The 14,060-nt window shown below is 36.7% G+C and carries 11 protein-coding genes and 3 tRNA genes; 7 read left to right on the forward strand and 7 right to left on the reverse strand.

What is annotated here, in order from left to right; genetic code table 11:
- Nucleotides 1-19: 19 nt before the first annotated feature.
- The 3 genes from glnD (at nucleotide 20) to AC5YC8_RS08960 (ending at nucleotide 5,845) form a co-directional block, all read left to right on the forward strand.
- Nucleotides 20-2,686, forward strand: coding sequence for a [protein-PII] uridylyltransferase (gene glnD, locus AC5YC8_RS08950; RefSeq protein ID WP_496164274.1), 2,667 nt, complete (start codon nucleotides 20-22; stop codon nucleotides 2,684-2,686).
- 24 nt (nucleotides 2,687-2,710) lie between these two features.
- The gene (dapC, locus tag AC5YC8_RS08955) at nucleotides 2,711-3,880 is read left to right on the forward strand and encodes a succinyldiaminopimelate transaminase (RefSeq protein WP_496118725.1); all 1,170 of its coding nucleotides are present in this window, start codon (nucleotides 2,711-2,713) and stop codon (nucleotides 3,878-3,880) included.
- A 195-nt stretch (nucleotides 3,881-4,075) separates the two neighbouring features.
- Nucleotides 4,076-5,845, forward strand: coding sequence for an oleate hydratase (locus tag AC5YC8_RS08960; RefSeq protein WP_496118723.1), 1,770 nt, complete (start codon nucleotides 4,076-4,078; stop codon nucleotides 5,843-5,845).
- A 57-nt stretch (nucleotides 5,846-5,902) separates the two neighbouring features.
- Here AC5YC8_RS08960 and AC5YC8_RS08965 read toward each other — a convergent pair whose 3' ends face one another.
- Nucleotides 5,903-6,382 carry a glutathione peroxidase gene (locus AC5YC8_RS08965; RefSeq protein WP_496118721.1) on the reverse strand — a complete coding sequence of 160 codons (480 nt, stop codon included), beginning with the start codon at nucleotides 6,380-6,382 and terminating at the stop codon, nucleotides 5,903-5,905.
- Entirely contained in the window at nucleotides 6,379-6,798 is a 420-nt protein-coding gene (gene msrB / locus AC5YC8_RS08970; protein WP_496118719.1) for a peptide-methionine (R)-S-oxide reductase MsrB, read from the reverse strand. Before msrB ends, AC5YC8_RS08965 begins: the two co-directional genes overlap by 4 nt.
- 228 nt (nucleotides 6,799-7,026) lie before the next feature.
- Here msrB and AC5YC8_RS08975 point away from each other — a divergent pair, with 228 nt between their 5' ends.
- The 4 genes from AC5YC8_RS08975 to AC5YC8_RS08990 all read left to right on the forward strand — a co-directional run bounded on the left by AC5YC8_RS08975 (nucleotide 7,027) and on the right by AC5YC8_RS08990 (nucleotide 11,140).
- Nucleotides 7,027-8,457, forward strand: coding sequence for a pyridoxal phosphate-dependent aminotransferase (locus tag AC5YC8_RS08975; RefSeq protein WP_496164275.1), 1,431 nt, complete (start codon nucleotides 7,027-7,029; stop codon nucleotides 8,455-8,457).
- A gap of 194 nt (nucleotides 8,458-8,651) precedes the next feature.
- Nucleotides 8,652-9,710 carry an asparaginase gene (locus AC5YC8_RS08980; protein ID WP_496164276.1) on the forward strand — a complete coding sequence of 353 codons (1,059 nt, stop codon included), beginning with the start codon at nucleotides 8,652-8,654 and terminating at the stop codon, nucleotides 9,708-9,710.
- A 119-nt stretch (nucleotides 9,711-9,829) separates the two neighbouring features.
- Nucleotides 9,830-10,561, forward strand: a complete 732-nt coding sequence (gloB, locus tag AC5YC8_RS08985) for a hydroxyacylglutathione hydrolase (RefSeq protein ID WP_496164277.1) — start codon at nucleotides 9,830-9,832, stop codon at nucleotides 10,559-10,561.
- A 375-nt stretch (nucleotides 10,562-10,936) separates the two neighbouring features.
- The gene (locus AC5YC8_RS08990; RefSeq protein ID WP_171501329.1) at nucleotides 10,937-11,140 is read left to right on the forward strand and encodes a hypothetical protein; all 204 of its coding nucleotides are present in this window, start codon (nucleotides 10,937-10,939) and stop codon (nucleotides 11,138-11,140) included.
- Nucleotides 11,141-11,304: 164 nt separating this feature from the next.
- On the opposite strand, the gene AC5YC8_RS08995 is transcribed toward AC5YC8_RS08990, so the two are convergent.
- The 5 genes from AC5YC8_RS08995 to AC5YC8_RS09015 all read right to left on the reverse strand — a co-directional run bounded on the left by AC5YC8_RS08995 (nucleotide 11,305) and on the right by AC5YC8_RS09015 (nucleotide 14,040).
- Nucleotides 11,305-11,389: transfer RNA gene (locus AC5YC8_RS08995), tRNA-Leu, on the reverse strand.
- Between the two features lie 35 nt (nucleotides 11,390-11,424).
- A tRNA-Trp gene (locus AC5YC8_RS09000) sits at nucleotides 11,425-11,498 on the reverse strand.
- A 33-nt stretch (nucleotides 11,499-11,531) separates the two neighbouring features.
- A tRNA-Leu gene (locus tag AC5YC8_RS09005) sits at nucleotides 11,532-11,616 on the reverse strand.
- 107 nt (nucleotides 11,617-11,723) lie between these two features.
- Nucleotides 11,724-12,554, reverse strand: a complete 831-nt coding sequence (locus tag AC5YC8_RS09010) for a protein kinase domain-containing protein (protein ID WP_496164278.1) — start codon at nucleotides 12,552-12,554, stop codon at nucleotides 11,724-11,726.
- A complete protein-coding gene (locus AC5YC8_RS09015) occupies nucleotides 12,526-14,040 on the reverse strand; it encodes a DUF3336 domain-containing protein (RefSeq protein ID WP_496164279.1) in 1,515 nt (504 codons plus the stop codon). The genes AC5YC8_RS09010 and AC5YC8_RS09015 overlap by 29 nt, the downstream gene beginning before the upstream one ends.
- Nucleotides 14,041-14,060 lie beyond the last annotated feature (20 nt).

Here is a 14,060-nt window from a genome sequence, read left to right on the forward strand (position 1 = left end):
ATAACAACGGATACTGTTCATGATCAATACTTTACCTTTACAAGATTACGTTAAAAGCGACCACGATATTAAAGCACTTAATCAATGGCGTTCAGATGTAGAAAATCAACTACAAGCGTATTTTGATCAAGGACAGTCTATCCGTGAAGTGATTCTTGCACGTTCTAATTTAATTGATGAAGCACTGAAATTTTTATGGCAACATGCCGAACTTCAAAATACCAACTTAGGCTTATTTGCTGTGGGTGGTTATGGACGTCGTGAAATGTTGCCTTATTCAGATGTCGATATCATGATTTTATCTGAACATGAAATTACGAAAGAACAAGAACAACTTATTTCAACCTTTATTTCATCTTTATGGGATGTGGGCAATTTCAAACCAGGAATCAGTGTTCGCACCATTCAAGATTGTGTTACCCAAGCAACAAACGATTTAACCGTTGCAACTGCGCTAATTGAAGCACGACTTATTATAGGTAATGAGCATTTATCTAAATGGCCACGACGTATTGTTTCACAATCTTGGACAGACAGAACCTTCTTTGATGCAAAAATGGACGAGCAAGTAAGACGCCATGCTCAACATAACAACACAGAAAGCAATTTAGAACCCGATATTAAAAATGCACCGGGTGGAATTCGAGACATCAACCAAATTGGCTGGATTGCAAAACGCCATTTTCGTGTTAATCGTATTTACGACTTAGTACATTTAGGTTTTATTTCTGAATTTGAATTAGGTGTTTTAGAAGAAGCTGAATGTTTCCTGTGGGAAATTCGCCACTACTTGCATCGCTTAACCAAGCGAGATGAAAATCGCCTCTTATTCGATTATCAACGTGATATTGCAGCATTCTTTGGCTATGAACGTGAAGAAGGTCAATCGGCAAATTATCCAATTGAACAATTCATGAAGCGTTATTACAGAACGGCTCAACAAGTCACAACGCTAAATGAAATGCTTTTAGCCTACTTCAATGAATCTGTCATTACCCCTCGCTTGCCCGATTACGAACGAAACATTGAAGAAATTAACGAAAATTTCAAAATTGTAGATGGTAAGCTAGCAGTTCAACATCATAAAATTTTTTCTGAAAAACCAAGTGCGATTTTAGAAATTTTCTATTTATTGGCAAATCGAACAGATATTGATGGTATTCGTGCACGTACTTTGCGTTTACTTACTTTAGCTGCAAAACGTATTGATCAAGATTTTAGAAATAATCCCGAACATCAAGCATTATTCATGTCAATTATTCGATCACCAGATCGTTTATACGAAACAATGAATGCTATGAAACGCTACGGTGTTTTAGGCAATTATATTCCTGCTTTTGGACAAATTATGGGACTCATGCAATATGATTTGTTCCATATTTATACCGTAGATGCTCATACCCTATTATTACTTCGTAATTTAAACCGCTTTAAAGCACCTGAATTTGCAAAAGATTTTCCTGTCGTAAGTTCAGTATTTCAACGTCTAGTCCGCCGTGACATTGTTTATCTTGCTGCCATTTTCCATGATATTGCCAAAGGTCGTGGTGGTGATCACAGCGAACTTGGCGCTTCAGATGCTATTGAGTTCTGTAAAGCACACGGATTGACCGACCGTGAATGTAATCTTGTTGCATGGCTTGTCAAAAACCATCTTGGCATGTCTGTCACAGCACAAAAAAGAGATATTTCTGACCCCAATATTGTGAAGCTTTTTGCTGAAAAAATGGGAGATATGGAGCATCTCGACTACCTGTACGTGCTAACAGTTGCAGATATTAATGCAACTAACCCAACACTTTGGAATACTTGGCGTGCATCACTTATGCGTCAACTTTACACCCATGCAAGAGATGTAATTCGTTCAGGTTTAGGACGTCCTGTGGATTATCAAATGCTCATTGAAGATACCAAATTTGCAGCTAGCGAATTATTGGTCAATGACTTTGCCTTATCTGATGTCGAAAAAGTTTGGCAAGAATTGGGCGATGAATATTTCATTAAAGAGTCAGCAGATGAAATTGCATGGCATACTCGTGCCATCTTACAGCACAGCGATAATACAGCTCCGCTTGTTCTCATGCGAGCTCATCGTAAATATGCACAAGATGCAGTACAGATCTTTATTTACACACAAGATCAACCCAACCTATTCGCCACTACAGTTGCCGTACTTGACCGTATGAATTTAGACGTTCAAGATGCACGCATTATTACAGCAAGTACATCTTTTAGTTTAGACACTTACGTTGTACTTGACCGCTTTGGTACACTGCTAACAGACCCTGAGCGTGAAAAAACAGTAATTGAAGCTTTAGTCAAAGCACTTAGTCATTCAGATCAATATCCCGGTTTAATGCAACGTCGTATTCCACGTCAATTACGACATTTCGATATTGAAAATACTGTGGACATTACGTTAAATGAAGTGCTTCAACAAAACATGGTTGAAATTGCAACTCTAGATCATCCAGGCTTACTGGCACGTGTCGGTGGTTTGTTTATGATTCAAGGCTTAGACATTCACTCTGCGCGTATTGCGACTTTGGGTGAAAAAGCTGAAGATATTTTCTATGTCACCAAGAAAGATGGCATTCCAATGACTGAGGAAGAAGCTCAAACTTTTGCTGCCCAACTTAAAGCAGCATTAGATGAAGCTTCTAATCAAGTTTGTGTACAACATTAATCTAAGTTAATCGGTATTTGCTCCATGAACTCTAGTTTGTCTTTATTACATCCGTATCCATTTGAAAAGTTAAATAAACTTTTTCAGGATGTGAAAACTGCGGATCTCCCTTTGATTCCACTTTCAATTGGTGAACCTAAACACCCTGCACCGGAGTTTGTAAAACAAGCGATTATCGACAACTTTAAACATCTTTCTACATACCCAAATAGTAAAGGTTTACCTGAACTACGTGAAAGTATTGCAAATTGGCTATCTCGTCGTTTTAAATTAAATTCTATAAGTGCTGAAACTCAAGTTTTACCTGTTTCAGGTACACGTGAAGCCATTTTTTCTTTTGTTCAAGCCTTAGTAAATCGAGATGATGCACCTTATGTGGTCATGCCAAATCCGTTTTATCAAATTTATGAAGGTGCGACGCTTTTAGCTGGTGCAAAACCATATTTCATCAATTGCACAGAAGAAAATAATTATTTAGGCGATTTCGATGCTGTTCCTGCTGAAGTTTGGGAAAAAACTGCATTATTATTTGTATGCACACCAGGCAATCCTACAGGTGCAGTATTATCGAAAGAACAATTTAAAAAGCTTATTGCACTTTCAGATCAATACAACTTCGTCATTGCATCTGATGAATGCTATTCAGAACTTTGGTTCGATGAAGCACCTGTTGGCTTATTGGAAGTTTGTGCTGAAATGGGGCGTAATGATTATAAAAATTGTGTCGTTTTCCATTCCCTTTCTAAGCGTTCAAACTTACCGGGTATGCGTTCTGGCTTTGTTGCAGGCGATGCAAACTTACTTAAACCCTATTTGCAATACCGTACTTATCATGGTGCTGCAATGCCTGTTCAACATCAACTTGCTTCAATTGCAGCTTGGGATGATGAAGCACATGTTGAAGAAAACCGTAAGCTTTACCGTGCTAAATTTGAATTATTCCAAAATGAATTGGGACATTTACTTCCATTACAAAAGCCCGATGCAGGTTTTTACTATTGGTTAAAAGTCGATAATGATGAAACTTTTGCTAAATTACTTATGGAAAAAGCACACATTAAAGTATTACCAGGTCGTTATTTATCACGTGAAACTGAACAAGGTAATCCTGGTGAAAACCACGTACGTATGGCTTTAGTTGCAGATATTGCTCAATGTGAACAAGTCATCCAACGCTTAAAAGCAATTTTATAATTTAAACACTTGGTTGATCCACAATAAAAGGATGTGATTTTAAATATAAATCACATCCTTTTTTTAGAAAAATTAAACTTATTTTTTAAATATTTTCAATAAAAACAAAAAATTACAAAGAAGCACCGAACATAAAAACTGAGCGCTAAAAAACGTGCTATTTATAATATTTAAATGATAATAAAAGGATCGAAAATGTACTATAGCAACGGGAACTACGAAGCTTTTGCTCGCCCACGAAAACCTAAAAATGTAGATAACAAAAAAGCTTGGTTTGTTGGATCTGGCTTAGCCTCATTAGCCGGAGCAGCATTTTTAATCCGTGACGGACAGATGTCAGGTCATAACATTACCATCTTAGAAGAACAATCACTCCCTGGCGGCGCACTAGATGGAATCAAAGAACCAGAAAAAGGCTTTGTGATTCGTGGCGGTCGAGAAATGGAAAATCATTTTGAGTGCTTATGGGATTTATTCCGCTCAATTCCATCTTTAGAAATTGAAAATGCTAGTGTACTTGATGAGTTTTATTGGTTAAATAAAGACGACCCTAACTATTCTTTACAACGTGCGACAATTGAACAAGGCAAAGATGCCAAAACAAACGGATTATTTACCTTAAGTGAAAAAGCCCAAAAAGAAATTATAAAAATATTCTTATCTACTCGTGAAGAAATGGAAAATAAGCGTATTAATGAAGTCTTTAGTACGGAATTTTTAGAAAGCAATTTTTGGCTATATTGGCGAACAATGTTTGCATTTGAAGAATGGCATTCAGCTTTAGAAATGAAGCTATATCTACATCGCTTCATTCATCACATTGGTGGACTTCCGGACCTATCAACACTTAAGTTCACAAAATATAATCAATATGAATCTCTTGTTCTTCCAATTGTCACATGGTTAACGAGTCACGGCGTACAGTTCCAATATAACACTGTCGTAAATGATGTCGATTTTGATATTACACCAACAAGTAAGCAAGCAACATATATTCATTGGACAAAAGATGGGGTAAATGGCGGTACCGCTTTAACTGAAAATGATCTTGTGTTTTTAACCATCGGTTCACTAACTGAAAATTCAGACTTAGGTGATCATCAAACACCAGCAATTATAAAAGATGGCCCAGCACCTGCTTGGGATTTATGGAAAAATATTGCAAAAAAAGATACAAATTTTGGACGTCCTGAAAAGTTTTGTTCAAATATTGCCGAAACAAAATGGGAGTCTGCAACAGTAACCACGCTTGATAAACGCATTCCTGAATATATTCAAAAAATTTGTAAAAGAGATCCTTTTAGTGGAAAAGTTGTTACAGGCGGGATTGTGACAGCAAAAGATTCATCTTGGTTACTTAGCTGGACAGTGAATCGTCAACCTCACTTTAAAAATCAATCTAAAGATCAAATTGTTGTATGGGTTTATTCTTTATTTGTTGAAAAACCTGGAGACTTCATTAAAAAACCAATGCAAGACTGTACAGGTGAGGAAATTACCCAAGAATGGCTCTACCATCTAGGTGTACCCGTAGAAGAAATTCCAGAGCTTGCTCGAACAGGTGCTAAAACTGTTCCCGTGATGATGCCCTATGTCACATCCTTTTTTATGCCACGCCAAGCAGGTGATCGTCCAGATGTTGTGCCTAGTGGTTCTAAAAATTTTGCATTTATTGGACAATTTGCCGAAACAAAACAGCGAGATTGTATTTTTACTACAGAATATTCTGTACGTACGCCAATGGAAGCCGTATATACACTACTCGACATAGAACGAGGAATACCTGAAGTATTTAACTCTACATACGACATACGTTGTTTATTAGCTGCAACTGGCCGCTTAAGAGATGGGGAAGAAATTGATATTCCTGGACCAAAATTTTTACGTCACCTACTTTTAAATAAACTAGACAACACTCAAATTGGTTCATTACTCAAAGAGTATAAAATTTTAACGGATAAATAAGTATTCAAACACAAATAAAAAAAGCACTTAATGTGCTTTTTTTATTTGTTTAATATTTCATTTCAATGCTTTTTCAATTTCTTCTTCTAATGCTTCGGGTTTTGTCGTAGGTGCAAATCGATCAAGCACAGTGCCATCTTTAGCAATCAGAAATTTTGTGAAATTCCATTTAATCCCATTACCTAAAACCCCTTTGCTATTATTTGTTAGATAGCGGAATAAAACATGTGCTTCCGCACCTTTCACATCTACCTTGTTAAACATAGGGAACGTTACACCATAGTTTTTTTGGCAGAACTCACCTATTTGCTCACTCGAACCTGGGTCTTGACCACCAAATTGATTACAAGGAAATCCTAAAATAAGGAACCCTCGATCTTTATATTTTTGATACAGTTTTTCTAAACCCGAAAATTGTGGTGTAAAACCACATTTGCTAGCTGTATTCACAATCAATAAAACCTTTCCTTCATAATCTGAAAAAGATTTATTTTGACCATTTAATAACTCAGCATCGAATTGATAAACATTTGTCATGGATAAGTATCCTCATCATTTTTTTCTTGTGATTTTAATTCTAATGATGCCGAATTTACGCAATAACGTAGTCCTGTCGGCTCTGGTCCATCTGGGAAAACATGTCCTAAATGTGCATCGCAATGATGACAAGTAATTTCTGTTCGAATCATCCCATGCGATACATCTTGCTGTTCTTCTATTACTGAAGTCGTTATTGGCTTATAAAAACTTGGCCAACCACAACCGCTGTCAAATTTTGTTTCAGACGTGAACAATGCCTCCCCACAACAACGACAGAAATATGTTCCAGATTGGTGAGTATTCCAATATTTACCCGTAAAAGGTGCTTCCGTGCCTTTTTGACGTGTTATACGAAATTCTTCTGGTGATAACTCTCTTTGCCATTCTCTGTCTGTTTTATTGAGTTTTCCCATGATTACGTACCTTTCTATCTTGCAGTTTTAAATAGGATAATCCTATATTTACGTGATTCATATTAAAATTTCTAGTCTTTATTTTTACAAGTTACAAAAGACCTATAATGATCAAAAAAGCAAAAAGTAAGCAAAATCACAAATAAAAGTGAGCAACTAAACTACTTATTGCTTTTTTGTAAGCAAAATTAGTGGTAGGCTTAACCATATTCTTACTCAGGATAAAAAATGTCGCAAAAAAAGAGCGTTCTTTTTAAAAATCTACTCCCTGTTATTAAGCAATATCAACAGGCAGGATTTACGCATGAAAAAATAGTTACATTACTCAAAGATGAACATCATCTCGATCTTGTAACCACAGAGACATTTAAAAGCTATTTATACCGTTATGCAAAAGTGACTACCACTCATTCCGAGAACATCAAAATGTCGAACACTCTACAATCCCGTCGTGAAATTAAAAAATCATCAAAACTCGAGCATGTATGCTACGACATTCGCGGACCTGTGTTACGAGCGGCCAATGAGATGGAAGAAGCGGGTCACAAAATTATTAAATTAAATATTGGCAACCCTGCTCCTTTTGGTTTTGAAGCACCACAAGAAATTATTAATGATGTTGCACTAAACTTACCAAATGCAGTTGGTTACACAGACTCAAAAGGTATTTTCCCTGCACGTAAAGCCATTTGTCAGTATTACCAACAAAAAGGCATTCTCAACATGCATGTCAATGACGTGTATATTGGTAATGGTGTATCTGAGCTCATTGTGATGGCAATGCAAGGCTTATTGGACGATGGCGATGAAATGCTTGTTCCAATGCCAGATTACCCACTATGGACAGCTGCAGTTAATCTATCTGGCGGTACAGCAATTCACTATAAATGTGATGAAGAAAATAGCTGGTATCCTGACATTGCAGATATGGAAAGTAAAATCACACCCAATACACGTGGTATTGTGATTATCAATCCAAACAACCCAACAGGCTCTGTATATCCACGCCATGTTTTAGAGCAAATTGTTGCGCTTGCTAAAAAATACGACCTTATTTTGTTCGCAGATGAAATTTACGACAAAATTATTTACGATGGTATTGAGCACGTATCGGTTGCAGCACTTGCAGGCGATCAACTTTGCGTTTCATTCAATGGCTTATCTAAAGCATATCGTATTGCAGGTTACCGCTCTGGTTGGATGGCAATTACAGGCGACAGATCACGCGCTTTAGACTACATTGAAGGTCTAGATATGTTGGCATCTATGCGCTTATGTGCAAATCATCAAGCGCAATACGCAATTCAAACAGCGCTTGGTGGATACCAGTCTATTAATGATTTAATCCGCCCAGGTGGACGCCTATACGAACAGCGCAATATTGCTTGGGAAATGCTCAATGAAATTCCGGGTGTTTCTTGCGTTAAACCCGAAGGTGCAATGTATTGCTTCCCTAAGCTTGACCCGAATATTTACCCTATTCAGAATGATGAACAACTGATGCTCGATTTGCTTCGTGCAGAAAAAGTGTTATTGGTTCAAGGTACAGGCTTTAACTGGCCAACCCCAGACCACTTCCGTGTTGTGTTCCTTCCTGCTGAAAATGAATTACGTGAAGCAATTACTCGCTTAGGTCGCTTCTTAGCGAAAATGCGTTAATTTATTATTTTTGAAAACTCAAGCCAAGTGTTCACACTTGGCTTTTTTATTGCATTACCTTTGATATCAACATTCATCATTTTAAATGATGCTTTGCACTTTGATATTTCGTTTTGACTATATCCCGAGCAGTTTTCTTTAGTTAAATTAAACATTCAGGATGTTTTATAAATGACAACAAATAAGGAAATGTAATGAAAAAAACATTAACCACGTTAGCTCTTTCTCTTAGCTTAATTATTCCAATTTCATCTTTTGCTAAAAATAATGTTGTCGTTGTTGCAACAGGCGGTACCATTGCGGGTGCAGGTGCAAGCTCAACCAATAGTGCAACCTACACTGCTGCTAAAGTCCCAGTAGACGATTTATTAAATGCCGTTCCACAAATTCAAAACTTAGCCAATGTCACAGGTATTCAAGCACTACAAATTGCATCTGAAAGCATTACAGATAAAGAACTTCTAAGCATTGCACGTCAAGTAAATGACTTAGTGAAAAAACCATCTGTAAATGGCGTTGTAATTACACATGGCACAGATACAGTTGAAGAAACTGCATTCTTCCTTAGTCTTGTTGTTAAAACAGATAAGCCTATTGTACTTGTTGCATCTATGCGTCCACCTTCAGCACTCTCAGCAGATGGCCCACTCAACCTTTACAGTGCAGTAGCACTTGCAGCATCAGATAGTGCCAAAGGTAAAGGGGTCATGATTCTCATGAATGACAGCATTTTTGCTGCACGAGATGTATCAAAAACCATTAACATTCATACCAATGCCTTCCAAAGCCAATGGGGAGCACTAGGTACAATTGTTGAAGGCAAACCATATTGGTTCCGCAATGTCGCAAAACGCTTCAATAACTCATCAGAGTTCAATATTGAAAATATCAAAGGTGATGCTTTACCACTTGTACAAATTGTTTATGGTTCAACAAATATGTTGCCAGATGCTTATCTTGCTTACCAAAAAGCAGGTGCTAAAGCGATTATTCATGCAGGTACAGGTAATGGCTCAGTAGCAAAATACCTTGTACCTACACTTAATCAATTACAAGCAGAAGGTGTACAAATTGTTCGCTCATCTCGTGTACCGCAAGGCTTTGTTTTACGCAATGCAGAACAACCAGATGACAAATATGGATGGGTTGTTGCACACGACTTAAATCCTCAGAAAGCAAGAATCCTTACTGCTTTAGCTTTAACAAAAACCAAAGATGCAAAAGAAATGCAACGCATGTTCTGGGAATATTAATCTAACACATTAAAATTAAATGAAAAATGCGCCCAATATGGCGCATTTTTTTAATACACATCCCTTTCGGAAATATGTAATATGAACATTAACATTCAATTAAATTTTGGTGAGTAGGTATGACCTATAAAGTTCATGTTATTGACGTTAAAAACCAGCTTCAGAACTATATATGGTTAATTGAACATACACCATCAAATGACGTAATTTGCGTAGACCCTACAGATGCAAAACTTGTCGAAGATTTTTGCATAGAACATCAATTTAACTTAGCGCAAATATGGCTCACGCACTGGCATAAAGATCATATTGGTGGTGTACCCGATCTCATCAAAAACAGAAACATCCCCATATATGGTCCGACTGATGAACTTAGAAAAATCCCATTCATCAACCACCCACTATCACATGAAAATAATTTTCAATTTCACGATCTAAATATTAATGTCATTGCCGTTCCCGGGCACACACTTGGGCATATTGTGTATTTTATTGATACTTTAGACACACTATTCTGTGGCGACACACTATTTGCAATGGGTTGTGGGCGTGTTTTTGAAGGTACATTTGAACAAATGTACCATTCGCTCAATCGACTTGCTGCACTCCCTCCCCGCACAAAAGTATACTGCACTCACGAATACACTCTTTCCAATGCAAAATTTGCCTTACATGTAGAGCCAAATAATCTAGATATTATTCAACGTGCAAATGAAGTAGAAAACTTACGTCTGCTAAACCAATGCACACTACCAAGCACAATAAGCGTAGAACTAAAAACAAATCCTTTTTTACGTGTAAATAACGTTCAAGAATTTCAAAAACTTCGAGAATTAAAAGACAATTTTTAATTTAATCAAAGCTTGATACGTACTTACTGACGTATCAAGCAAACCTATTGTCTCACTCAATAATTACAATAAAAGTCACATATAAATAAAATTACCAAAGTTCTGCATGAACTCTTGTTGAATATTTACAAAATATTTCAGGCTTACATGTTTTAACATCAGATAAAAACAACTCCAACTATTCAAAAAAAATATTTTATTTTTATTTTCAGCAACTTAACAAAAATAAAAGCTGCAAAAACCCTACGTTATCAATATTTTTCACGAAATATGGAAAATAAAAAATCAACATAATTCATTTTTATTTAATTCTATCCTTTAAAAAGATTTATCCATCCCTATTAATATATTTAGGGATAAACAAGGAGCTTTCTCGTGAAAAAAGTAGTTAAGGCAAAAAATTTAATCGCATTTCGTATTTGGTTGGAAAAGTTAGGATATTCAGTAAAAAATTTAACAGATAATCGTGGTTTTACATTTAGCTTCAAAAAAGAATATGGTTTAGTCACTTGTGAACTTGCAGGTAACGCCCTTGCTGTTCAGCTTGGCGAAGAGTTTGAAGATCATTTAAAGGCTTAATTTTTTTTCAAATTAAAACTGAATCTTCACACGAAAAAGTGAAAATGGATTTTCATGTGCCCATTTTTTAATGGGCATTTTTATGCCTAAGAAATACTACTTATTTATATTTGTTAAATTTCAGGCAATAAAAAAGCAAGGACTATGCCTTGCTTTAATTATGATGGTGGGGACGGAGAGACTCGAACTCTCACACCTTGCGGCGCTGGAACCTAAATCCAGTGCGTCTACCAATTTCGCCACGTCCCCATCATAGGGTACTAACATAATGTTAGATTTTAAGTTGGCAGAGGATCAAGGACTCGAACCTTGACGAACGGTTTTGGAGACCGTCATGCTACCATTACACCAATCCTCTATTGCCTAATTACCAATATCACTCAGTAATTATTGGTGGGGACGGAGAGACTCGAACTCTCACACCTTGCGGCGCTGGAACCTAAATCCAGTGCGTCTACCAATTTCGCCACGTCCCCAATGGCTGTGTATATTATAGAGATCACTTGATGATGACAAGCCCTTTTTATTAAAAAACACATCGTTTGTTTAAATAAAAAACAAAACACTATTTTTTGATTTTTTCTTATACATTTTCAATAATTAAGTACTTTTTTAATGCTGAAATATCAGTCAATCTATGTTGTTTTTGCTTATTTAGCATGACTTTTAATATCCTTTTGAAACATAAATATCTATCGGGCAATTCAATTTCTAACTTTTGGCAATGTAAAATAGCCCAGTCATAATAGCTTCTTGCTAAAAATCGCTCTTGTTTTAACCACTCATAAAAAATAATACCTAAAGCATAAATATCACTTGCAATGCTTTTTACTTCTGCATGAAATAATTCAGGTGCCATATAACGTGGTGTTGCAGTTAAAGTTATATTTTTTGCAATATCTTTCATTTTTATGCTTTGCTCAAAATCAATAAGTTTTACTGTTTTTGCATACTCAACAAAATGCTCCTTTTTTAAATCTGCATGCACCCACCCTGCTTCATGCAAATTTTCTAATACCGAAAGTGCCTGAATCATTTTATGTTTAATTTGTTCAGTAGTAAGCGTATACGGACTTTCTGCAAATAAACTTTTCGCATGCGGTAAAATAAGTAGTGGCATCGCTAGCTGAAAATCATCGATTAATTTTGAATGATTCAATACTTGAAAAGGCAATGTAATCTTTTGAGCTTGCTCTTGGGTTAAAGCTAAATAAAAATCTAGCTCAGACTGAAAAGCCGCTTCTAGCGCTCCATTCATTTGTAAAGTATGCGTTTTCAACCAATATTGTTGTTGATCTTCAAAAAAATAAAATACACGGCGCCCTAAAGCCAGACTTTGGGGCTTTGTTGCACATCTCAGTTCTTTAGTACAAAAATCATCAATACTAAATTTGAATAAATTGGGAGCCAGCATGTTGAGTTTTATCTTTCTGATAAATAAGAAGCTCCAAGCAGTGCTGAATAGTTTTACCCACACGTGCATGAACTTCAATTGAAGATATTTTTGGCCATGTTGCGCGCTCGCCTTCACGTTGCAACATTTTAAATAGATGTTCTTTAGGATTTTGTAGCATATAACCATAATGGCGTAAATTAAAATGTCCTACGATATTTACATCGCCATAATAACGCTGATCTATTACTCCATAGCCATGATCAAGTAAGCGCCTAACCGCAGGAACGCTTCCTACACGTTCGCGAGCAAAATCCATCACCCCTCTAGAAATAACCTTTCCTTGGCGACGAACAATGCGCTCAGGCCAACTCAGCATATCTTTGCGAAAGCGATCTTCATCGCTTTGCATAAATGGGACAACATGCGGATTTACTTGACTAGCAATAGTGTAATTTAAGTTATATAGGCGTGCCATTTTCTCTTGCGGAAAATCACTACGCACACTGCCATCGACCCAAGTAGTTGTTGCCATATAAGGCGTATATTTACCATCTTGACGTTTACTGGTTAAACGGACAGGTGGAAATAACACAGGAACAGCACAAGAAGCCAATACGGCGCTCCAAACCAACAAATCAGGTGATGTATAGGTATTCATAATACGCGCATCTTGGGAGGCATCATAAGGTGCAACAGCAACATTTATGTGTAAGCCCGATTGTTCATACGCTTCTGCAAAAGTTAAGTCACCTAAATTTGCCTTTAAAAACTGTTTTAAAAACTTAACATCTGCAAGACCACCATTGCCTTTTATAATTTCACGCCAATCTCGAAATTTAAATGCCTCATTAAAAAAACTATCGCCATTTAAAATATGTTGCATGTCTGATGGTTTTGCAACACCAAGCATAGCCGCCATAATCGCCCCAGCACTTGAACCCGACATAACTTTGGGCATAAGGTCTTGCTCAAGTAATGCCTTGCATACTCCTGTATGAAACAAACCAAGGGTTGCTCCACCAGAAAACATCAATGCAGGTTGACCATAAGCTTTTTGACACGATTGAAAAAACGTAATTTTCTGTTCATGACTCATCGTTTGGCATTGGTCAGATGCCACAAAAGCCAAACTATTGCTTACCTCGGCAACATAATCTTCAATAATTTGTTTTGTTCCAACCATAGTGGCTGTAAACAGCAAGGGATGTGCGATATTGGCAATATCATAAGTTAATCCTTCACGTAATATATGCATTAAATCTGGAATACGGTTTTGCGACCGATAACGACGCAATAGAATTAACCGATGTGCAATAGTTTCAGCATCAAAATAAGGGGATGAATTGTCATATTTCCAAGCTTGTGCGCCTGTTTCCTCATCTATTTTAAGTGCTAAATCTTTCCACTCTTCATAAGACTCAGCCGTTTCTATTTGTTTTTTTAATGTTTTAATTCGCTTAGATTGGTGTGGATTCATGCTATTTCCAAAATCTTTAAACAACATTATGTCCCTCTGCTGTTATT

Source organism: Acinetobacter sp. FY731, from assembly GCF_059515905.1.